Here is a 19,825-nt window from a genome sequence, read left to right on the forward strand (position 1 = left end):
CGCGAGTGTAGCGGGGGATGTGGCCCCGCGAACAGGTCTCGCCAAGGGCTCAGCGATGGTTGACCCGCCGACCGGCTCTGCTAGCTTCCGCGCCCGGCCCGCGAGGGACCGCCGCGAGGGAAGTTCCGCCATGACCAGCGCACGCGCGATCCGCACCGTCCACACCGTCGCCGCGCTGCGCGATCAGGTGCGGCAATGGCGGGCCGCCGGCGAACGCGTCGCCCTGGTGCCGACCATGGGCGCGCTGCATGCCGGGCATGTCGCGCTGATGGATGCGGGACGGGCGCTGGCGCAGCGCGTCATCGTGTCGATCTTCGTGAACCCGACCCAGTTCGCCCCGACCGAGGATCTGAGCCGCTATCCCCGCACGCTGGAGGCCGACCTCGCAACGGCCGATGCCGCCGGGGTCGACCTCGCCTTCGTGCCGGATGCCGGGCAGATGTACCCTGAGGGGTTCGCCACCACCATTGCCCTCACCGGCCCGGCTTTGGGGCTGGAGAGTGACTTCCGCCCGACCCATTTCGCCGGCGTCGCCACCGTGGTCGCCAAGCTGCTGATCCAGTCCCAGCCCGATGTCGCCCTGTTCGGCGAGAAGGACTACCAGCAGCTTCAGGTCGTCAGTCGGCTGGTCCGCGATCTCGACCTGCCGGTCGACATCGTTGGTGTCCCGACGGTGCGCGAGGCGGACGGCCTCGCCCTGTCCTCGCGCAATGTCTTTCTTCGCCCGGAGGAACGGGCGGCCGCGCCGGCGCTGCATCGGGCCCTTCGTGCCGCCGCCGCGGCGATCGCCGAGGGTGGCGACATCACCACCGCTGTCGACGAGGCGCGGGCGTGCGTCGCAACTGCCGGCTTTCAGCTCGATTACCTCGACGCCCGCCACGCCATGACGCTGGCGCGGGTCACGTCGCATACTGACGGCCCGATCCGCCTGCTGGTGGCCGCCCGTATCGGCGCGACGCGGCTGATCGACAATCTGGCGGTGCCGAACTAGCCGGACGCCGCGTCAGGTGAAGCTCACATAGCTGACCGCCATGCCGATGATGACCAGCAACAGGCCAATGCCGAGAACGTAGCGCATCGGGCGCACCTCGACGGCCTGACGCTCCTCGGTATCCGCCTTCACCACCACTTCGCCGTCCTCGACCACGCGGTGATCGTCGGAATTTGTCTGGGTCATCCAGGCCTCCTTCTCTCGGGTTCCGTACAGGAACAACGCCTAAGGAGCAGTTCGGGTCCCCAATTGTTAGAGAAGGCCCAGCGAGCGCAATTCGCGTCGCAGGGTGTCCGGCAGGGCCGGCGCGTCGCCGGTGGCGGCAAGGTCAGGCGGCGCGTCCTTGGCGGCGAGATAGCGCCAGCCCTGGAACGGCCGATTGGGCCGCGGCTCGACGCGGTGGACGACGGGGTCCAGCACCAGATGGCAGCGGCGGATGCCGTCACCGTCGACGAACGGCCGGATGCCGGTCAGCCGCTGCCGGCAGGCGACCTCACCCTTGACCACCCAATAGAGCGAGCCGCCATCAACCAGTTCGGCCGCCCGTGTCGGCACCATGCGCGTGGTATGGACCTGCTCGGCCACCTGCCCCCGCGACGCCTTGCCAGCGAGATTCTCGGCGATCCATTCCTCGAGATCCTCGATGGATTCGGCACCGACGCAGAGCTTGAGCAGATGAAGCGGCATGGCAAAGCCCGTGAACGACGCGCCTCTATACGCGCTTGACGATGGGCCAGTCGACCTCGTCCTCGGCAAGCGCGCCCGTCTCCTTCAACGCCGCCTCCTTCCACGCCATAAAGGCCGGGTGAGCGTGGATCGCCTCGACATAGGCAGCGGCGACCTCGTCGACCTCGATCGCGTAGGTGCGGATTCGGCTTGCCACCGGCGCATACATCGCATCGGCGCCGGAGAAGGCACCGAACAGGTAATCGCCTCCCGCGCCGAAGCGTCGGCGCGCCTCGCCCCAGCGGCGGGCAATGCGGCGCACATCCTTCAGCGCTTCGTCGGGAAAGGCGCGCGGCTCGATGGGGCGCCACAGATTCATCGGTGCCACGCTGCGTAGCGCTCCGAAGCCATTATGCATCTCGGTGGCCAGCGAACGGGCATGGGCACGGGCGACCGGCTCCGCCGGCCAGATGCCCCTGTCCGGGAGGCGTTCGGCCAGATGCTCCAGAATCGCGCTCGATTCCCACACCACCGCCTCGCCGTCGATCAGCACCGGCACCTTGCCCGCCGGCGAGCGTTCACGCATGCGCGCCTTGAAGTCCGGCGCGTCGAGCGGCACCAGTTCCTCCTCGAACGGGATGCCGAGCGCCGTCATCGCCAGCCAGGGCCGCAGTGACCAGGAGGAATAATTCTTGTTGCCAATGATGAGCCTGAGCACCGTGTCGTCCCTCCCCGCCTCGTTCCGGCGCGGAGAGTCTCCCATACGGCGACAGAGCGCAAACGCAAGCCTGTGGGGACCGAGATCAATCCACGTGATCTTTGGTCTCGCCGCGCGGGCGGACCGGCAGACATGACAGCGGCCCGGCCCTGCGGCCGAGCCGTATCATTCGAACAGGGGAAGATCGACGTTTGCCCATTGGGCATTTAGGTCATCCGGCGACGACCTGCGCCGCCTGGAAGCCCCCGAAGAGATAGATCAGCGCGATACCGACCAGGAAGGCGGCGACGGCCCAACGGGCGACTCCCCAACAGGAGCGCTCGGGAATGGAATTCATGATAATCCTCGGAACGACACGTTCACTTCGACGCTCGCACCGCCGACTCGACAGCGGGCCTCCGTCCGAAACATTATTTAATAAATCGTTATGACGTTCGCAACCGCGAATTCGCCACATTCAGCCCCCGCCGCCGCAGTGCAGCCCCGCTTCTTCCGCATGGTAAACGCTCTCGACAATCGTCCGGAGGCCTGTTGAAAGCGTCCATCGCCACGCCCACCATGGCCGACGCGGCGGCCAGAAGGCGGGCGCGAACCCCGCGGACATCTGAGTAACACCATGCTCGGCTTCACTTATATCGACGCGCTCGCGCTTTCGGCATTCTGCTTCGCCTGGGTGGCCTATCACATCGTCATGGAGGGGCGCTGGGCCGAATCGCGGACGCTGAACCGCCGCATGGACGGCTACCGGCTGCAGTGGATGCAGCGCATGCTGGAGCGCGAAAACCGGATCGTCGACGCCCAGATCATCGCTGCATTGCAAAATGGAACGGCCTTTTTCGCCTCCACGTCGCTGCTCGCCATCGGCGCCGCACTCGCCATCCTGCAATCGACCGAGGCGGTGATGGCGCTGTTCCGCGACCTGCCCTTCGGCGCCACCAACCGCACCAGTTGGGAGTTGAAGACGCTCGGGCTGACGCTGATCTTCGCCAATGCCTTCTTCAAGTTCGCCTGGGCCTACCGGCTGTTCAACTATTCGACCATCCTGCTCGGCTCGACGCCGCCGCCCTCCGAGGCCGGGACGCCGCAGGCGCAGGCCCATGTGGTCAAGCTCGCCCGCATGGCCACCATCGCCGGGCGGCATTTCAACCGCGGCCAGCGCGCCTTCTTCTTCGCCATCGCCTATCTCGGCTGGTACATCAATGGCTGGGCGCTGATGGCCGCGACGCTTGCCATCTTCCTCGTCATGATCAACCGGCAGCTCGGCCGGGATGCGCACTGGGTGCTCGACAATGCCGGATGATTCCGCTCCCCGCCCTTCCGAAGAAGCCGTCGAAGAGGCGATTCTCACGGTCGCCAGCCTTCCCGGCGCGGCGAAGACGGTAACGCCCGAGGACGTGGCACGCAGCGTCGCCGCCGGGCCGGACTGGCAAAGCCTGCTGCCGTCGGTGCGGCGCGGCGCGCTGCGCCTCGCACAGGCCGGCCGCCTCGTCCTCTACCGCAAGGGCAAGCCGGTCGATCCTTCCGACCTGCGCGGCGTCTACCGGCTCGGGTTGCCGCCGGAGGGGTGATCGGCCTGCGGTCCGGGCAGCGGGGTGTCGATGCGGCCGGTCAGGTAATAGACGGCGAGCCCGATCCACTCGTGCACGGCGAGATCGAAGAACACCAGACCGCTCGCCGCCGACCGGAACGGCCGGAAAAAGTCGCGATCGCCGGCGGTGCGGAAGTCGACGGGATAGGGGGTGACGGGAAATCCGGCCGCCCGAAAGCAACCCATCGCCCGCGGCATGTGAAAGGCCGAAGTGACGAGCAGCCACTTTTCGCCAGGGCGCGGCCGGACCAGCTCCTTCGCCAGTTGCGCGTTCTCGGCAGTGTTGCGCGCGAGGCGTTCAAACGTGACGCGCCCGTCCGGCAGGCCAATCTGCGGCAGGGCCATGCGCACCACGTCGGCCTCCTGCAACGGCCCACTGCGGAGGTTGCCTCCGCCGCCGGTAAAGACGACCCGCGCCTGCGGATAGCGGCGGGCAAGCTCGCCCATCGCCAGAATGCGCTCCGCCGCCTCATGGAAGGAGGGCTGCCCGCGCACTGCGGTTATTCGGGCAAGTTCGGTTCCGCCGAGAACGATGATTCCGTCGACCCGGCCTCCGTCCTCCACATAGGCCGGGAAGCGCTGTTCCAGCGGGATGAGCAGCATGCGGCCGAAGGGTCCGAACCCGGCCAGCAGCAGGCCGACCACGCCGAGCGCGGCCAGCCCCATGCCGAACCGGCGCCACCGAAGCCCCAGCAGCAGGCCGGCCGCCGCCAGAAGGATGAGAAAGGTCGACGGCGCGGCGATCAGCCAGACGAGTTTGGAAAGAGAGAAGAACACGCGGCGCTCCCGTCAGATCGCCCGGCTCGGCGAATTGCGGCGGAGCGTTTCGGCCGCCGCGATCAGAACCATAGCGACGCGATGCCGAGAAAGGCGAAAAAGCCCACCACGTCGGTAATCGTTGTAACAAATGGGCCCGAGGCGACTGCCGGATCGACCTTCAGACGGTCCAGCGCCAGCGGAATCAGGATACCGCCGAGCGCCGCGGCGGCCAGGTTGATGATCATGGCCAGCGCGATGACATAGCCGAGATCGGCCACACCGAAACGGGCGAACACCACGGCCGCCATGATCACCGCGAAGACGACGCCGTTGAACAGCCCGACCAGCAGTTCGCGGGCGATGACCCGCCGGGCATTGCTCGGCCGCAATTCGCGGGTCGCCAGTGCGCGCACCGCCACGGTCATGGTCTGTGTGCCGGCATTGCCGCCCTGGCTGGCGACGATCGGCATCAGCACGGCAAGCGCCACCATGCGCTGCAACTCGTCCTCGAACATCGAGATGACGAAGGAGGCGATGTTGGCGGCGATGAGGTTGAGCAGCAGCCAGGAGAAGCGGCTGCGGGCGATATACCAGAAGCTGTCCGAGAGCTCCTCGTCGCCGGCCACGCCGCCCAGCGCCTTCAGGTCCTCGTCGGCCTCCTCCTGGATCACATCGACGATGTCGTCGACGGTTAGCACGCCGACGAGGCGGCCGGCCGTGTCCACCACCGGGGCGGAAATGAGGTTGTAGCGCTCGAAGACGCGGGCCACGTCCTCCTGGTCGTCGGTGGCGTTGACGACATGGCGGTCCGGCGTGACCACGTCGCCGAGCTTGGTGCCCCGCTTGGTGCGCAGCAGCCGGTCGAGCGGCACCGATCCGTTCAGCCGATAGGTGGCATCGACGACGAATACCTCGAAGAAGGTTTCGGGGAGCCCTTCGGTCTCGCCGATATAGTCGAGCACCTGGCCCACCGTCCAGAAGGGCGGCAGGGCAATGAACTCGGTCTGCATGCGCCGGCCGGCGCTCTCCTCGGGATAGTCGAGGCTGCGCTGCAGCGCCGCCCGCTCCGGGATCGACAGGTTGGAGAGAATCTCCTGCTTGTCGGCGTCGTCGAGGTCTTCGAGAATATAGACCGCGTCGTCCGAATCGAGTTCGCGCATGCCGTCGACGACAGTCTGCGTCGGCAGCGCCTCAAGAATCTGCACGCGCACCGTCTCGTCGAGCTCGGTGAGTGCGGTGAAGTCGAAATCGCCGCCCAGCAGTTCGATGAGCTGCGGCCGGTCAGGCGCCGGCAGGGCCTCCAGCAGCCGCGCGACATCGGTCTCGTGCAGGTCGCTGACGATGGCGCGCAGGGCCGCGACGTCGCGGGTCTCTATCGCCCCGACGACCGCCTCGACGAAGCCGGGGGTCTCGCTCGGGTCGTTGTCATGCTCCGGCCCGCGCGGCGGGGCGGCGAGATCGGTCTCTTCGCGCATGCCCTACTCCGGCACGGGGTCACGGGGGAAAACGGGGAGCCGCCGTTCGCGGCAACGACACCCCGTTCATAAACGAGCTGGTGTTAATGAAGAGTCGGTCATGGGACAATTCCCCAAGCCGCCTGTGGTTTCACGCTACCGAGGATTTGTTGCAGGAGATTCGACATGAGCCATGTCACGGCAACCCGTCTCTTCATTCGCGGGCGGGTGCAGGGCGTCGGCTACCGCGCCTGGCTGGCCCGCGAGGCCGAGCGGCGCGGCCTGCGGGGCTGGGTGCGCAACCGGCGCGAGGGCAGCGTGGAAGCGCTTGTCTTCGCCCCGGCGCCGGCGCTGGAGGATTTCGTCGCGACCTGTCGAAACGGTCCGCCAGCGGCGAATGTCTCCGAGGTCGCGTTGCACGAAGAAACCGCGCCGGCCGCGGAAGCGCTCGGCGACTTCGCCATCCGACCGAGCGCCTAGCCGGAGGCCGGATCGAGCACCGTCGGCCCGAACACGGACTCGAAGGCGCGGCGCAAGGCGAGGTCGGCGTCCTCCATCATCACCGGCAGGCCGAGATCGACCAGACTGGTGACGCCGTGCTCGCGCACGCCGCAGGGCACGATGCCGTCGAAATGGGAGAGGTCCGGCTCCACATTGAGCGACACGCCGTGCAGCGTCACCCAACGCCGTACCCGGATGCCGATGGCGGCGATCTTGTCCTCGCCCGTCCCCGCCTTTTCCGGACGGCGCACCCAGACGCCGACGCGGTCCTCGCGCCGCTCGCCGCGCACATTGAATGAATCGAGTGCCTGGATCAGCCATTCCTCCAGCGCGGCGACGAAGCGGCGCACATCCGGCTCGCGCCGCTTGAGGTCGAGCATCACATAGGCCACGCGCTGGCCGGGGCCGTGATAGGTAAACTGCCCTCCCCGCCCGGTCTGGAAGATCGGAAAGCGCTCCGGGTCCACGAGGTCGCCCGCATGTGCGCTGGTGCCGGCGGTGTAGAGCGGGGGGTGCTCCAGCAGCCAGACCAGTTCATCCGCCCGCCCGGTGGCGATGTCCTCGGCACGTCGATCCATCTCGGCCAGCGCCTCGGGATAAGGAACGGGCAGTGCTGACGTCCGCCAGCGCACCGGTGCGCTGCCGGTCTTCGGCAGAAGCAACGGACGCAACGCGTCGCGGGCGACGGCTCCGGCGTGTGCTTGTGATGGTGATGGCGCGGTCTCTTCCATCCCCGATACATAGTCGCTGGCCCCGCTCCTGTCGCCTCCTCCGCCATGCCGCGTGAGCGGAGCTGTCCACAGGCCCGCGCCAGCCGACGCGGCTCTTGTGGACCCCTACTCCATCTGCTAGACGATGCCCCGCTCGCGCCGGCCGCTGACAAAGCAGCCCAAGCGCCGGCGATGCGGTCGTGGCGGAATTGGTAGACGCGCTGCCTTGAGGTGGCAGTGGGTAACACCGTGGAGGTTCGAGTCCTCTCGACCGCACCATTTTTCTGAATGCGCGTTGTTGTGTTTGGACTAGTTTTTTAAGCCCGCACCGGGACACGGGCTGCGGGAACGGGTGGTCCGGCATATTTCGCAAATCGGTTCATCGCACCGGTTGCCATTGGCGTCCCGGGTGGTGAGAGATGCCGTAGCCTCCTCCGTCCATCCCAAAATGGCCTTCGATTGTGCCTCGGTCGCGCCGGCATTGGCCGCGCGTGTCGCCGTGATCTTTCGAACGCCATGCGCTGGCTTGCGCCCGCCGGCGGCGCGGGCCCGGGCTCAGGGCCGGTCAATTCACAATTGCGCCGTGATTCACCGTCTCCGGGAAGGAGGCCGTGATGGGTGATTTGTTCTCGCTGAGCGAGCGCCAGACGGCGCGGACGGCGCCCGACTTCCCGCTGCCGCGCGGAGTTCCGCGGGTGGATGACCGGCCCGCGCAGCACGGCCCAGTCCTCAGCTTCACCGGCCGCGCAAGCCGAGGCTGGTGAAGATGCCGAACGGGCCGGCGAGGCTCGGCCGAAGGCGGGTAACTACCAGCGCGGCCATGCCGGCCGGCAGCACTCTTGAGCAGGCAACAAGCGCGATCGCTTCCCGCTCAAGCCTCGCTACGTATCTGGCGGCGCACCTCATCCGCCAGCGGATGCAGCCGGTCCGGGGTCACCGCGCCGACGAGGCTGTAGCCGAGGCCGTGATCGGCCCAGGCGAAACTATTAAGTGCGCCTTCGGCGTGAAGCGACATCGGCAGGGCCGGCTCGGCCTTCATCGGGCGCGCCAGCATCACGAGGCGCGTTCCGCGATCGTCGTCATACATGAACAGAGCGGCGGGACCGTGCTCGGTCGGCACCACCCGCCCGCCCATAAGGCGATAGCCCGCCGCCGTCAGGTCCGGAATACCGACCGGCCGCCCGACGCGCTTGGTGGTCCAGGCAGCGAGCACGTCGCGATCGGTCGCGCGGATCTCGACCGGGCGCACCTGATCGGGCACATAGGTCGCATAGCTCGCCGCCGCCTCGCGGGCGAGCGCCTGGACACCTTCAGACGTCGGGGAATCCATGCCGCGCAGCGACCAGCCGCCGGCGACTCCCACCGACAACAGCAGCACCGCCGCCGCGGCCATCGCCCAGCGCGGCGCCTGCCGGGGCAGACGGCGTTCCGCGATCATGCGCGACAGGTCGAGTTCCGTCGGCACCGGCTCATCGATCACCGGCGCGAAGGCGTCACGCAGCATGTCGCGATGCTCGCCATAGACGGCGATGCGGCGGGCAACGTGCGGATGTGCGTCGAGATAGGCGCTCACCTCGACGTGGCGGTTGGGATCGAGCGTGCCGTCCACGAAACCGTTCAGGTCGTCTTCGGTGATCGGAAGAGGCATCATTTCACGCTCCGGAGATGGGGCGACTGGCGGGCCGTCCGCGGTTCGGCGGCCATCAGCTTCGCAAGTCGTTCGCGGGCACGCGACAGGCGCGACATGACCGTGCCGATCGGCACGCCCAGCACCTGCGCCGCATCGGCATAGGAAAGTTCCTCGACCGTGACCAGCAGAAGCACGGTCCGCTGCTCATCCGGCAACTGCGCCAGCGCGTTGACGAGGTCTCGATGGCGCAGCCCGTCCTCCTGCCGCGCGGCGGAGGCAAAATTCGCGGCATCGGCGTCGTCGAGCGCGATATGGATGGGGCGCTGCGAAGCCCGGCGCAGCCGTGTCATGGCGAGATTGTGCAGGATGGTGAACATCCAGGCCCGTGAGTCGTCACCCTGCCGCCGCTGGTGCCAGCGGCTAATGGCACGCTCCAGACAATCCTGCACCAGATCGTCCGCCGCCGCCCGCTCGCGCATCAGCGCGCGCGCATAACGCCGCAATGCCGGTATCTGCGGCTCGATAAGGCGCACCATCTCGTAATTCACGGTGTCTCCTTTCGAGGAGAGGCGAGCCTCCCCCATGAGCTACTCTCCTGGCGGGGGCGATGGGCCATCAATCCAGCATCTGGCGCTGCACCACGGCGCCATGCTGCGTCGCGGTACCCTCGGCGATGACGAGATAGCGGCGCTGGGCCCTGGCCCCGTTCCGCACGATCTGGCGGATCGGACCCGTGGCGTTGACGATGGCCGATCCGGCCGGATTGGTCATGAAGGCGGAGAGAGGCTCCAGCGTGCCCTTGCCGTCCGGCTCACTGGCCAGCGCCAGCACATAGGGCGTCTTCGGCTGGAGACCCGTCACCGAGGCCTGAAGGATCTGGATCAGACCCTGGTCGAACAGCGAAACGCTGGTCGAGGCCGTGTCCGTGGCCTTCCCATCCCTAGACAGGCTGAGATGGATCGCCTCTCCGGCGAGGCCGAGCGGCTGGAGGTTCTGCGTACCGTCACCCTCCGGCACCGCGCCCGGCACATAGTTGACCGCCTGCGGCGCCTGGCCGACGGGAATGGTGGCAATCACCTTGTTGGTCAGCGTGTCGATCGCCGCCAGCGCATCGGCGTTCTCCAGCCCGACATAGACCCGCGAACCGTCGCCCGAGGGCCAGAGGCCGTGCGGCAGCTTGCCGACCGGGATGGTCGCCACCTGCGAGAAGTCGTCGGTGCGGAACACCTTGACCTCGTTGAGCCCGCCGATCGTCACATAGGCGAAGGTGCCGTTGGCGTTGTGGGCGAAGTTGACGTGGTTGGTGAGGGGGCCGGTGTCGATCATTTTGATCACGTCGAAGGGCGGCCGGGCGTCGAACACCTGCACCTTGCCGATGTCCTTCAGCGTAAGCCAGACCTGCTTGCCGTCCGGCGTCGCGGCGATGTTCGGGCAGAACGGGCTCGCCTGCTTCACATGGCCGACGATCTTGTGGTCGGCAACCGAAATCACCACGGTTTCCGGCATGAAGGACGAACAGACGTAACCGTATTCGCCGTCGGGCGAGAAGATCTGCATGCCCGGGCCGTTCGGCACCTTGATGCGGGTCTTTTCCTCATAGGTCGCCGCGTCCAGCACGGCGACATAGTCCTCGCCGCGCACCGTCACCCAGACCTCCTTGCCATCCGGCGTGAAGAACGCCTCGTGCGGCGAGCGGCCGACATAGGTGGTGTGCTTCACCGCGTTGGTCGCGGTGTCGATGAAAGTCACCGCGTTCGAGCCGATCGACACCACGGCGAGGGTCTTGGCGTCGGGCGAGAAGCCCATGCCGTGCACCAGCACCTGCCCCTTGTAGAGCGGGCTGAAATTGGCCGGCTGCGGCTCGCCCAGCCGGATGACGCCGACCAGCCTGTTGGCGGCGGGATCGGTGACGGAAACAGTGTTGGAAAACTGCTCGGCGGCATAGACCCGATCGCGGCTGCTCAGCGCGATGTCAGGGGCGGAGGCGGCGAACGGCGCCTGCCCGGCAAAGGCGGGCGCCGCGCAGGCGACCAGGCCGCCGGCGAGCAGGCCGGCCAGAAAGGGGCTTTTCATCGGTCGGCTCCTACTTGGTCGGCATCGACATGCCCGGCACCGTGCTGGTGCCGGCGGACATCGTGCCGTGGGACATGGCGGAATGGTCGTGGACAGCGCCGGCGTCGGGCTGGGTCGGCGCCGGCACGGAAGGCGGCAGGGGCTGGCCGAGGGCGAGCCGCATCGCCGCGATCTCCTGCTGCTGCTCGATGACGATCTCCTGTGCGAGGCGGCGCAACTGCGGGTTCTGGCCGTAGCGCAGATAGGCCACCGCCATGTCGATCGCGCCCTGATGGTGCGGGATCATCATCGCCGTGAAGTCGGCGTCGATATCGCCCGTAGGCTTCACCTCCATGTCCGCCATCATCCTGTCCATGGCGGCGGCATTCTCGGTGAGGAACGAAGCGTTGTCGCTGGTCGTGGAAGCGCTACCGGCTCCATGGTCGTGGTCGCCGGCCTCGGCCGCGCTCCCGGCGAGGCAGAGCGCGAGAAGCACGCTGACACAAGACAGATGTCGTTGTCGCATGGGCTCTCTCCTTCGGGCGCATCCGGCGCCTTCGAGAGGTTCGACTCGGAACCGGTGTGATTATTCCGGTGCGGCACGAATTTTATCCGGTGTGCTCCGGCCCATCGCTTGCCCCCCAACGCCAGTGCCGTGTGACGAGCAGTTCGGTAGGTAAGCCCCAGCGGGCGGAATAAATCGGCGCGGCGCGAGTCTCCCGTGTGCAGGCCACATTTGGAGATGTGAACACATGCGCCTTTCAACCCTCGCCGCTACCCTCGTCCTCGTCGCCGCTTCCGGCTCGGCCGCGCTGGCGGGACCTACTGAGGACCTCGCCAAGTCGCGCATCGCCGCCATTGCCGGCGGCAACCTCGCCACTGTCACCGCCGCTTACGGCCCCGCCGCAACCCTGCACTGGGTCGGCGGCCCGCTCGACGGCACCTATAGCCAGCCGGGCAAGATCAAGGAGGTCTGGTCGAAATTCTTCGCCGCCCAGGGTGCCCAGAAGGCGACCATCGCCACGGCGGTGGAGGCGGCCAATCCCAAGGGCGGCACAGTGACGGCCGACGTCACGTTCTCCGGCAAGAACGCGGTCAAGGTGCGCTACGTGCTGCTCTATCGCGACGGCAAGCTGGTCGACGAGATCTGGCAGGTCAATCCGGCCGCCACGTACTGAGCGGGTCGATCGCGCAACGGCAGCAATCGAGCGGCTCGGCGCGGATTTGTATCAATCGATTCCTCTCGGAGACGTCTCGACATCTCTACGCGCGGCGTCGCCGCGACGATTGATAGCTGCAAACCCGAATACGTAGACGGCTGAGGCGACAGCGCTCGCTTCATCCAATCCACCATCCCCGGAACCATGCCGCTGGTCTTGCCCCAGCCCGGCAGAGGGAAGGCTTTGGCCCGAATACCGCGTTGCGTTGGCGCGGCTAGCGAAACGAGAAGCGTCACCCATCGCGGCCAAGACGCCACCCTACGGACCTGCGCTGAAAACCACCCAACCCATACAAAGGAACCATGTCATGGCACTCTCCCAGCTCTCGCTTTCGCTTGCCGGCACCGTGCTGTTCGCCCTGGCCGCCGTGGTGCCCGCCCGTGCCGCCGATCCGGTCAAGAACGTCGTCATCGTTCATGGCGCCCTGGCCGACGGCTCGGGCTGGCGCAAGGTTCACGACCTGCTTATCGCCAAGGGTTTCAATGTCACGATCGTGCAGCCCCCGATGACGACTCTCGAGGCTGACGTTACCGCAGCAAGGCGCATCCTGGACCTGCAGGACGGCCCTTCGGTCCTCGTCGGTCACAGCTATGGCGGGATGATCATCACCGAGGCCGGCAACGCCGAAAACGTTGCCGGCCTGGTCTATATTTCCGCCTTCCAGCCGGATGCCGGCGAGACCCTTCTGAACCTCGCCGGCCAGACGCCTCCCGCAACCACTGGCATTAAGGCGACGGCCGACGGGTTCCTCTATCTCGATCCTGCGGTCTACGCCGCCGACTTCGCGGCCGACGTGCCCGCGGCCGAGGCCAAGTTCATGGCGAATTCGCAGGTTTTCCCGTCCAAGGTGGCCTTCGACACCAAGATCAAGCAGCCGGCGTGGAAAACCAAGAAGAGCTGGGCGCTTATCGCGACCGACGACCGCGCCATCAACCCGGAACTGATGCGTATGATGGCCAATCGCGCCGGCAGTTCCACGGTTGAGGTCGAGGGCAGCCATGCGGTGTTCATGTCGCAGCCTCAGGCGGTGGCGGATCTGATCGAGAAAGCCTCCCAAGCATCCGCCAAGTGAAAGCCTGCCGCGCGAGAGCCTGCTGCCCCCGGCGATCCCGGGGGCAGCACATTCGGCGAAGAGACAGATCAACGCGCAACCGTTGAAGGCAGTTTGGCTTCTATCGCAGCGATCAACGGCGCCTCCGGCCCGATGATCCATCGGCCTGAAGCAGGCCGCCCCCGCCGACGGCATCAGCCGGCGAAGCCCGCGCGCGAGCGGCCGACAATTCGACCCCCATGCCGGCATGGTCCGCACATGGCCACACGCCGGACCATGGTCGCACGCGGCCGGACGCGTGTGCGAGCGAGCCCCGAAGATCGCGGCACCGATGCCTTCTCGTCTCCCATCGCAGCCGATCACGCTGAACTAGCACAAAGGCTAATTTGATGAAATTGATAAATTTGATAGTTCGATGCCATTCGAAGGAGTTTACGACATGACCGAGATGGACAACGTCGACGCGCCGGATTTTGCCAGACGGGCCGCTGAGAACCAGAGCAGGCTGAGGGAGCGACCTCCGGCGCAGTATAATTTCATCGTCTGCGGCGCCGGCTCTTCCGGTTCGGTCGTGGCGAGGCGCCTGGCCGAGAACCCCGACGTGGACGTGCTCCTCGTCGAGGCGGGCGGAGACGATGAAGCGAAGGCGGTGCTCGACCCGTCGCTCTGGCCGCTCAATCTCGGCAGCGAGCGCGACTGGGGCTTCCAGACGACGCCCAATCCGCATCTCGACGGCCGGACCTTGTCGATGTCGATGGGCAAGGGTCTGGGAGGTGGCTCCAGCATCAATGTGATGGTGTGGGCGCGCGGGCACCGCAGCGACTGGGACTTCTTCGCCGAGGAAAGCGGCGATCCCGCCTGGGGCTACCCGTCGGTGCTCGATATCTATCGTCGGATCGAGAACTGGCAGGGCAAGCCCGATCCGCACTATCGCGGCACATCAGGCCCGGTATGGGTGCAGCCGGCGCGCGATCCCAGCCCGGTCGCCCTCGCCCTGCTCGATGCCGCGACCGAAATTGGCATCCCGCGCTTCGATCATCCCAATGGCGCGATGATGGAAGGCGCTGGAGGCGTCGCCCTCTCCGACATGCTGGTGCGGGACGGGCGACGCCACTCACTTTTCCGCGCCTATGCGCGGCCCTGGATGGACCGCCCAAACCTGACGGTGCTCACCGGAACCACGGTACGTCGCGTGCTTTTTGAAGGCCGGCGCGCCGTCGGCATCGAGGTGGTTCGCGACGGTCAGATTTCGCGAATCTGCGCCAGCGCGGAAGTGATCCTTTCGCTCGGTGCGATACATACGCCGAAAGTGCTGATGTATTCCGGTATCGGCGATGCACCCGAACTGGGTCGATATGGCATTCCCGTCATCCAGCATCTGCCCGGCGTCGGCGCAAATCTCCAGGATCACACGGCATTCTGCTGCATCTGGGAGTACCGCGACGCCATCGCGCCCCGCAATAACGGAAGCGAGGCGAAACTGTACTGGAAGACGCGCCCGGATCTTGAATCGCCCGACCTGCTGTTCTGCCAGGTCGAATTCCCGGTGCCGAGCGAGCGAACGGCGGCACGGGCTGTTCCCGCGCAGGGGTGGACGATGTTTGCCGGGCTGGCGCGGCCGTCCAGCCGTGGCCGGCTTCGCCTCACCGGTTCCGACCCCCTGTCCGCGATCGAAATCGACGCGAACACGTTGTCCGATCCTCGCGACATGGAAGCGGCACTCGCGTGCGTCGAATTGTGCCGCGAGCTTGGAAATGCCCAGGCATTCAGGCCCCTGGTGACCGGAGAAGCGCTGCCTGGCCCGCTCAAGGGCGAGGCGATGAAGCAGTTCGTGCGCGAATCCGCCGTCACCTACTGGCACCAGAGCTGCACCGCGAAGATGGGTCGCGACGCGATGTCGGTCGTGGACGCGTCTCTCAATGTCTACAGGATCGAGGGCCTGCGTATCGCCGACGCCTCCATCATGCCCCGCGTCACCACCGGAAACACGCAGGCCCCCTGCGCCGTGATCGGCGAGCGGGCCGCCGGGATGATCCGCCAGACCTACGGCCTCTGACATCTCCGCGCCGGGACCGTCCGAGAGGCGACAGTCCCGGCGCCCATTATGGGAGCGCCCATGTATCACCCGACTTCCACCGACTGGGCGGCGGCAACGCCGTCCGGCGCGTCTGCTCCTGCGCTGAACGTGCTGGTCGTTACCAGCAATGGTGATTTGCGCGAGCGCATCACCACCTGTCTTTGCGCGCATGATTGCGGTGCCGTCGGCCTCAGCGACATGCCCGCAACCTCCCGGCTGCAGGCCGAAGGCTGGAACCTCCTGGTGCTGGACGTTCAGTTGGACGGTCCCGAGAGGCTGCGCCGGATCCGCATGGAAACCGACATCTCCGTCATCATGATCGCGCGCGCGGGCTCCGATGACGTTGACTGTGTCACCGGGCTTGAGCTCGGCGCCGATGACTTTCTGAAAGAACCGCTGGACCCGCGCGAACTTGTTGCGCGCGCACGCGCCATCCTTCGGCGCCAGGGCTCGCGGCGCCAGAGCTCGCGGCGCCAGGGCGCGACCCACCCGCTCCCCCTGGAATACCCGCGCGCCGGGTGGCGCTTCATGGGCTGGGAATTGCGGCACCGGATACACACCCTGAAGGACCCCTCCGGGCAGATCGTCAAACTCAGCCGGAACGAATTCGCTCTGCTCAACGCGTTCCTGGAGTCACCGCGCCGCGCCCTCTCCAGGGTGCAGCTCCTGCGTGCCAGCCGGCCGCACGACGACATATCTGACCGAAGCATTGACGGCCAGATCCTCCGGTTGAGGCGGAAGCTGCAGTCCCCGCTCTCGCCGCCGCAGATGATCAAGACCCACCGAGGCATCGGCTATGTCCTCGATGCCGACGTCGACCCGCTGTTCTGACGAGAGCCCAGCGACCATTCCGAAAGAAACGCCATCGCACCCGGGGCGAAATGAGAGTGAGACCATGAACGCCACGACTTTCGAGACCGACCTCCGGACCCTGCCGATCGACGCGATAGATGTGGCGCAGCCCGAACTGTTCAAGCTGGGCTTCGCGCCGCGCTATTTCGAGCGCCTCCGCCGGGAGGCACCCGTGCATTACTGCGCCAATGGACTGTACGGCGCCTATTGGTCGATCACGCAGCACCGCGACATCGAAGCCATCGAGCTCGACCCGGAGACGTTTTCGTCCGACCACCTCAATGGCGGCATAACGATCACGTCCGATCCTGCCGAGCCGCAGTTCTTTCCATCGTTCATTGCGATGGACCCGCCGCGGCATGCGGACCAACGCAAAGTGGTTGCGCCGGCCTTCTCGCCCGATCGCCTTCGCCTTCTGGCCCGCCGGCTTCGGCTCTGGTCGGAGGAAATCCTCGATCAACTGCCGATTGGCGAGGCGTTCGACTGGGTCGACCGGGTCTCCATCGAACTCACGGCCCGCACTCTCGCCCTGCTGCTCGGCTTTCCACAGGAGCGGTGCCGCGATCTGATCCGATGGTCGGAGGCGACGGTCGCGCTTCCCGGCAGTCCCGCCTTCCCGACCGTCGCGGACAAGCTGCGCGTCATGCAGGAGTGCTTCGCGGCGTTCGACGCGATCTGGGAACAACGGTTAAATGACCCATCCGGCGATGACCTGATCTCCATGCTCGCGTCCGGGGCGCAGACGCGGGGCATGCCGCGCGCTGAGCTTCATGGCAATATCCTGCTGTTGATCGTCGGCGGAAACGACACCAGCCGGAGCGCCATCAGCGGCAGCGTCGTCGCCTTCGACCGTTTCCCCGAGGAACTGACAAAGCTGCGCAAACACCCTGAACTGATGTCCGGCCTGACACCCGAGATACTGCGCTGGCAGACTCCGGTCGCGCATATGCGCCGGACCGCCATGCGCGACGTCACCCTCGGCGACCGGACCATCGGGAAGGGCGACAAGGTCATCCTCTGGTATCTCTCCGGCAATCGGGATGAGGGCGTCTTCGAGCGCGCCGAGCGTTTCGACCTCAGCCGCCCGAACGCCCGCCGGCACCTTTCCTTCGGCGCCGGCATACATCGCTGCGTCGGCGCGCGCGTGGCGGATCTGCAGATAAAGATTCTCTGGGAAGAAATTCTGAAGCGTTTCGAGAGAATAGAGATCTGCCATCCCCCTGTGAGATCGGCCTCTACCTTCATCCACGGCTATACCGAACTCGTGGTCAAGATTCCGGGGTGAAGGGGTTCGGATGATCGTCAGCTTCATACGAAGTTGCCGCGACAGGCCGAGAGTGTCCGCCCGCCAGGGTTGAAGTACCGCTGCCTCAGTGCCGGTCCGCAGCCGGATAAAGACCTGTCTCGCGCCCTTGCGGCGGGGGCGGCCCGGCCGCACCGGGCAGGCTGGCCGGCAAAGAGGTCTGCGCCGGTTCAGCGCGGTTTGTCGAGACCGCTGGATAAAACTCACGCGAAGGAAGAACACATGAACGAGACGGTCATGCGCATTCTTGATCGACCGGCATTGAGATGTCTCGCGCGCCTTTTGATCACGGCGCCGTTCTGGTTGAGCGGGATATCCAAGTCCCTCAACTTCGATGACGGGGTTGCCGAAATGGCGCGGGCGGGCCTGGAGCCCGCCATCGGCTTCAACATGGCCACCATCGCCGTGCAACTGGCGGCGTCGCTGCTCATTATCAGCGGCCGCCAGGTGTGGCTCGGCGCCGCCATGCTGGCCGCGTTCACCGGGCTGACGGTCCCCCTGGTCCACCATTTCTGGGCCATGACCGAAGAGCCCTTCAGGACCATCGCCTTTCACACGGCGGTCGAGCACATCGGCCTCATTGGCGGCCTGCTGGCGGTGGCGCTTCTGTCCTTGCGGCGAGAAGCGGAACTGCCCGACGATCCCCGCTGAACTGGCGCAACGAGCACATGGCCGGCCATGCCGCAAACGCAAGCGTCGGCCGCTCGGCGGGCGGGCGAAAGCGCGTTTGGCGCGCGACGTCGCCACACTCCACGATATGGACGACCGGATGTTGCGCGACATCGGCCTCAACCGCTGGGAAATCGTCAATTATGTAAGGCAGCTCGATTCCGAGCCGGCCTCTCCGCCGTCATTAGTAAGCCGGCTAATTTTCATTGCCATCGTCGCCGTGATTGTTTCGGCGATGGTATGGGTCGATCACCCTCACGCGGCTCGTTAGCCGAGCGCTTCCCCGGCGGGCTCGACGGCGATGTACGACCCCGCCCGGACGCCTCCCGCTCCACTTTGCGAAGCGTGTCCCGCAATTGGCGCTCGATGGTGCGCAGCCGCACCTCGTCGGATGCCAGCGCGGCCAGTGCAAGGAGGGTCTGCGTCTCGGCGTCGTCCAGCTTGCGGCGCCGACGGTCGATGATGCACAGCGATCCGACAACAAAGCCTTCATTGTCGTGGACGGGGGCTCCGGCGTAGAAGCGGAAGCCCGGATCGCCGACAACAGCGGGATTGTCGGCGAAACGCGGATCGCTTGGGAGGTCCTCCACCGAAAATACGCCCTTCTGCAGAATCGTATGGTTGCAGAAGGCCCAGCTTCGCGGGGTCTCCGGCGTGTCCAGGCCGAAGCGCGACTTGAACCATTGCCGCGTGGGCGTGAGCAGGGTCAGCAGCGCGATCGGCGCGTCGAGGTTGCGCGCCGCCAGCCACGTCAGGCGGTCGAACGCCTCCTCGGGAGGCGTATCCAACAGCCCCGAGCGCTCGAGTGCGACCAGCCTCTGGCTCTCGTTGAGCGCGATGGGAAACAGCGCATCAGCGGGTGCGGATGGCGCATGGGCAGGGACCACCGACGCACGTATCGCTGCGGCCGCCTGTTCGGCAGTCCCCACCCGCACGACCCAGCCGGGCAGATCGGCGCCGACGACGGCGCCCGCAGCCGAGACCGCGAGCAGCCGGCTATGACCAAGCAACGGGTTGGCGGCAAGGCTGCGCAGCAGCGCCAGCCGCTCGGCATCGCGCGGCTCGAGATCGACGACGATAGCGTGGGGGCGGGCCGAGCCGATGGCAAACATCGCCTGGTGGACACCGGCGAAGGCCTCGGCCGTGCATTCGGGGACAGCGGCGAATTGGCGCTCATAACCCGCGAGCCGCTCGGGCCCCGCGACGATGATGACGGTGGCGGACGGGAGGGGCGAGCCGGGCGCAGGTCGTTCGATCAGTTCCATGATGTCCGCGCGGTAGACGCGGCGGTGCCCACCCGGCGTCTTCCACGACGGCACGGAACCACCCTCGATGAGCAACTGCGCCGTGCGAACCGACACGCCGAGCAGCCTGGCGGTCTCGGCCGTGGTCAGTATGTTCTTGTCCGTCTTTCCCATCGTCTTCCTAGCGCCCCGGAGCTCGTGCCCCGCCCCCGCAAGGGGGGGCGCTCCCATTCCGGTAATATAGGAGGCGCACGGAGAAATTGATAGAGTTGCTGGATTTGATTGAAACGATATCCTGCGGTGTGCCTGCATCGCGGGGGAGACGTCGCGCCGCGCCCGC

General features: G+C 66.6%; 23 protein-coding genes, 1 tRNA gene and 1 pseudogene. 14 read left to right on the top strand and 11 right to left on the bottom strand.

The features are described 5' to 3' along the window. Positions 1 to 130: 130 nt before the first annotated feature. Positions 131 to 991, top strand: a complete 861-nt coding sequence (gene panC, locus KHC23_RS13490; protein WP_213373125.1) for a pantoate--beta-alanine ligase — start codon at positions 131 to 133, stop codon at positions 989 to 991. A 12-nt stretch (positions 992 to 1,003) separates the two neighbouring features. Here the strand turns inward: panC and KHC23_RS13495 are convergent, their stop codons facing one another. From KHC23_RS13495 to KHC23_RS24670, 4 genes are all read right to left on the bottom strand, one after another. Next, a complete protein-coding gene (locus KHC23_RS13495) occupies positions 1,004 to 1,177 on the bottom strand; it encodes a hypothetical protein (RefSeq protein ID WP_213373126.1) in 174 nt (57 codons plus the stop codon). A gap of 66 nt (positions 1,178 to 1,243) precedes the next feature. After that, positions 1,244 to 1,678 carry a DUF1489 family protein gene (locus tag KHC23_RS13500; protein ID WP_213373127.1) on the bottom strand — a complete coding sequence of 145 codons (435 nt, stop codon included), beginning with the start codon at positions 1,676 to 1,678 and terminating at the stop codon, positions 1,244 to 1,246. Between the two features lie 25 nt (positions 1,679 to 1,703). Beyond that, on the bottom strand, positions 1,704 to 2,375 hold the full coding sequence (locus KHC23_RS13505) for a glutathione S-transferase family protein (RefSeq protein ID WP_213373128.1): 672 nt from the start codon (positions 2,373 to 2,375) through the stop codon (positions 1,704 to 1,706). Positions 2,376 to 2,586: 211 nt separating this feature from the next. Continuing rightward, entirely contained in the window at positions 2,587 to 2,712 is a 126-nt protein-coding gene (locus KHC23_RS24670) for a hypothetical protein (protein ID WP_271188627.1), read from the bottom strand. Between the two features lie 279 nt (positions 2,713 to 2,991). On the opposite strand from KHC23_RS24670, the gene KHC23_RS13510 reads away from it, so the two are divergent. Both KHC23_RS13510 and KHC23_RS13515 read left to right on the top strand, forming a co-directional pair. Further along, positions 2,992 to 3,675: a DUF599 domain-containing protein gene (locus KHC23_RS13510; RefSeq protein ID WP_213373129.1), complete on the top strand. Its 684-nt coding sequence runs from the start codon at positions 2,992 to 2,994 to the stop codon at positions 3,673 to 3,675. Continuing rightward, positions 3,665 to 3,943: a DUF3253 domain-containing protein gene (locus KHC23_RS13515; RefSeq protein ID WP_213373130.1), complete on the top strand. Its 279-nt coding sequence runs from the start codon at positions 3,665 to 3,667 to the stop codon at positions 3,941 to 3,943. The genes KHC23_RS13510 and KHC23_RS13515 overlap by 11 nt, the downstream gene beginning before the upstream one ends. On the opposite strand, the gene KHC23_RS13520 is transcribed toward KHC23_RS13515, so the two are convergent. Together KHC23_RS13520 and mgtE are read right to left on the bottom strand one after the other, a co-directional pair. After that, entirely contained in the window at positions 3,913 to 4,740 is an 828-nt protein-coding gene (locus KHC23_RS13520; RefSeq protein WP_213373131.1) for a YdcF family protein, read from the bottom strand. The two genes, KHC23_RS13515 and KHC23_RS13520, sit on opposite strands and share 31 nt — an antisense overlap. A 62-nt stretch (positions 4,741 to 4,802) precedes the next feature. Then, positions 4,803 to 6,197, bottom strand: a complete 1,395-nt coding sequence (gene mgtE / locus KHC23_RS13525; protein WP_213373132.1) for a magnesium transporter — start codon at positions 6,195 to 6,197, stop codon at positions 4,803 to 4,805. A 165-nt stretch (positions 6,198 to 6,362) separates the two neighbouring features. Here mgtE and KHC23_RS13530 point away from each other — a divergent pair, with 165 nt between their 5' ends. Further along, positions 6,363 to 6,656, top strand: coding sequence for an acylphosphatase (locus KHC23_RS13530; RefSeq protein WP_213373133.1), 294 nt, complete (start codon positions 6,363 to 6,365; stop codon positions 6,654 to 6,656). On the opposite strand, the gene lipB is transcribed toward KHC23_RS13530, so the two are convergent. Further along, on the bottom strand, positions 6,653 to 7,408 hold the full coding sequence (lipB, locus tag KHC23_RS13535) for a lipoyl(octanoyl) transferase LipB (RefSeq protein ID WP_213373134.1): 756 nt from the start codon (positions 7,406 to 7,408) through the stop codon (positions 6,653 to 6,655). The two genes, KHC23_RS13530 and lipB, sit on opposite strands and share 4 nt — an antisense overlap. Positions 7,409 to 7,581: 173 nt before the next feature. On the opposite strand from lipB, the gene KHC23_RS13540 reads away from it, so the two are divergent. The 3 genes and pseudogenes from KHC23_RS13540 to KHC23_RS24885 form a co-directional block, all read left to right on the top strand. After that, positions 7,582 to 7,666: transfer RNA gene (locus KHC23_RS13540), tRNA-Leu, on the top strand. Between the two features lie 335 nt (positions 7,667 to 8,001). Continuing rightward, complete coding sequence (locus KHC23_RS24880) at positions 8,002 to 8,151, top strand: hypothetical protein (RefSeq protein WP_213373135.1); 150 nt, start codon at positions 8,002 to 8,004, stop codon at positions 8,149 to 8,151. Positions 8,152 to 8,303: 152 nt separating this feature from the next. Next, positions 8,304 to 9,029: pseudogene (locus KHC23_RS24885) on the top strand (hypothetical protein); the annotation flags it as partial. Positions 9,030 to 9,034: 5 nt separating this feature from the next. Here the strand turns inward: KHC23_RS24885 and KHC23_RS13555 are convergent. From KHC23_RS13555 to KHC23_RS13565, 3 genes are read right to left on the bottom strand one after another with little or no spacing between them, the layout of a single operon-like run. Further along, a complete protein-coding gene (locus KHC23_RS13555; protein ID WP_246544539.1) occupies positions 9,035 to 9,601 on the bottom strand; it encodes a sigma-70 family RNA polymerase sigma factor in 567 nt (188 codons plus the stop codon). A gap of 31 nt (positions 9,602 to 9,632) precedes the next feature. After that, positions 9,633 to 11,090, bottom strand: coding sequence for a YncE family protein (locus tag KHC23_RS13560; RefSeq protein WP_213373137.1), 1,458 nt, complete (start codon positions 11,088 to 11,090; stop codon positions 9,633 to 9,635). Positions 11,091 to 11,100: 10 nt separating this feature from the next. After that, on the bottom strand, positions 11,101 to 11,595 hold the full coding sequence (locus KHC23_RS13565; RefSeq protein WP_213373138.1) for a DUF305 domain-containing protein: 495 nt from the start codon (positions 11,593 to 11,595) through the stop codon (positions 11,101 to 11,103). Positions 11,596 to 11,821: 226 nt separating this feature from the next. Between KHC23_RS13565 and KHC23_RS13570 the strand changes: the two genes are divergently transcribed. From KHC23_RS13570 to KHC23_RS24890, 7 genes are all read left to right on the top strand, one after another. After that, entirely contained in the window at positions 11,822 to 12,247 is a 426-nt protein-coding gene (locus KHC23_RS13570) for a nuclear transport factor 2 family protein (protein WP_213373139.1), read from the top strand. A 349-nt stretch (positions 12,248 to 12,596) separates the two neighbouring features. Then, positions 12,597 to 13,361 (top strand): alpha/beta fold hydrolase, encoded by a 765-nt coding sequence (locus KHC23_RS13575; RefSeq protein WP_213373254.1) that lies wholly within the window; start codon positions 12,597 to 12,599, stop codon positions 13,359 to 13,361. Between the two features lie 418 nt (positions 13,362 to 13,779). Continuing rightward, positions 13,780 to 15,396, top strand: coding sequence for a GMC family oxidoreductase (locus KHC23_RS13580; RefSeq protein WP_213373140.1), 1,617 nt, complete (start codon positions 13,780 to 13,782; stop codon positions 15,394 to 15,396). 60 nt (positions 15,397 to 15,456) lie between these two features. Next, entirely contained in the window at positions 15,457 to 16,248 is a 792-nt protein-coding gene (locus KHC23_RS13585) for a winged helix-turn-helix domain-containing protein (protein ID WP_213373141.1), read from the top strand. Between the two features lie 64 nt (positions 16,249 to 16,312). Then, on the top strand, positions 16,313 to 17,554 hold the full coding sequence (locus KHC23_RS13590) for a cytochrome P450 (protein ID WP_213373142.1): 1,242 nt from the start codon (positions 16,313 to 16,315) through the stop codon (positions 17,552 to 17,554). Between the two features lie 240 nt (positions 17,555 to 17,794). Next, on the top strand, positions 17,795 to 18,223 hold the full coding sequence (locus KHC23_RS13595; protein WP_213373143.1) for a DoxX family protein: 429 nt from the start codon (positions 17,795 to 17,797) through the stop codon (positions 18,221 to 18,223). A gap of 76 nt (positions 18,224 to 18,299) precedes the next feature. After that, entirely contained in the window at positions 18,300 to 18,512 is a 213-nt protein-coding gene (locus KHC23_RS24890) for a YjiS-like domain-containing protein (protein WP_213373144.1), read from the top strand. On the opposite strand, the gene KHC23_RS13605 is transcribed toward KHC23_RS24890, so the two are convergent. Further along, positions 18,445 to 19,659, bottom strand: a complete 1,215-nt coding sequence (locus KHC23_RS13605) for a GAF domain-containing protein (RefSeq protein WP_213373145.1) — start codon at positions 19,657 to 19,659, stop codon at positions 18,445 to 18,447. The genes KHC23_RS24890 and KHC23_RS13605 overlap by 68 nt on opposite strands. Positions 19,660 to 19,825: the final 166 nt, after the last annotated feature.

This window comes from Ancylobacter dichloromethanicus (genome assembly GCF_018390645.1).
GTDB lineage: Bacteria > Pseudomonadota > Alphaproteobacteria > Rhizobiales > Xanthobacteraceae > Ancylobacter > Ancylobacter dichloromethanicus.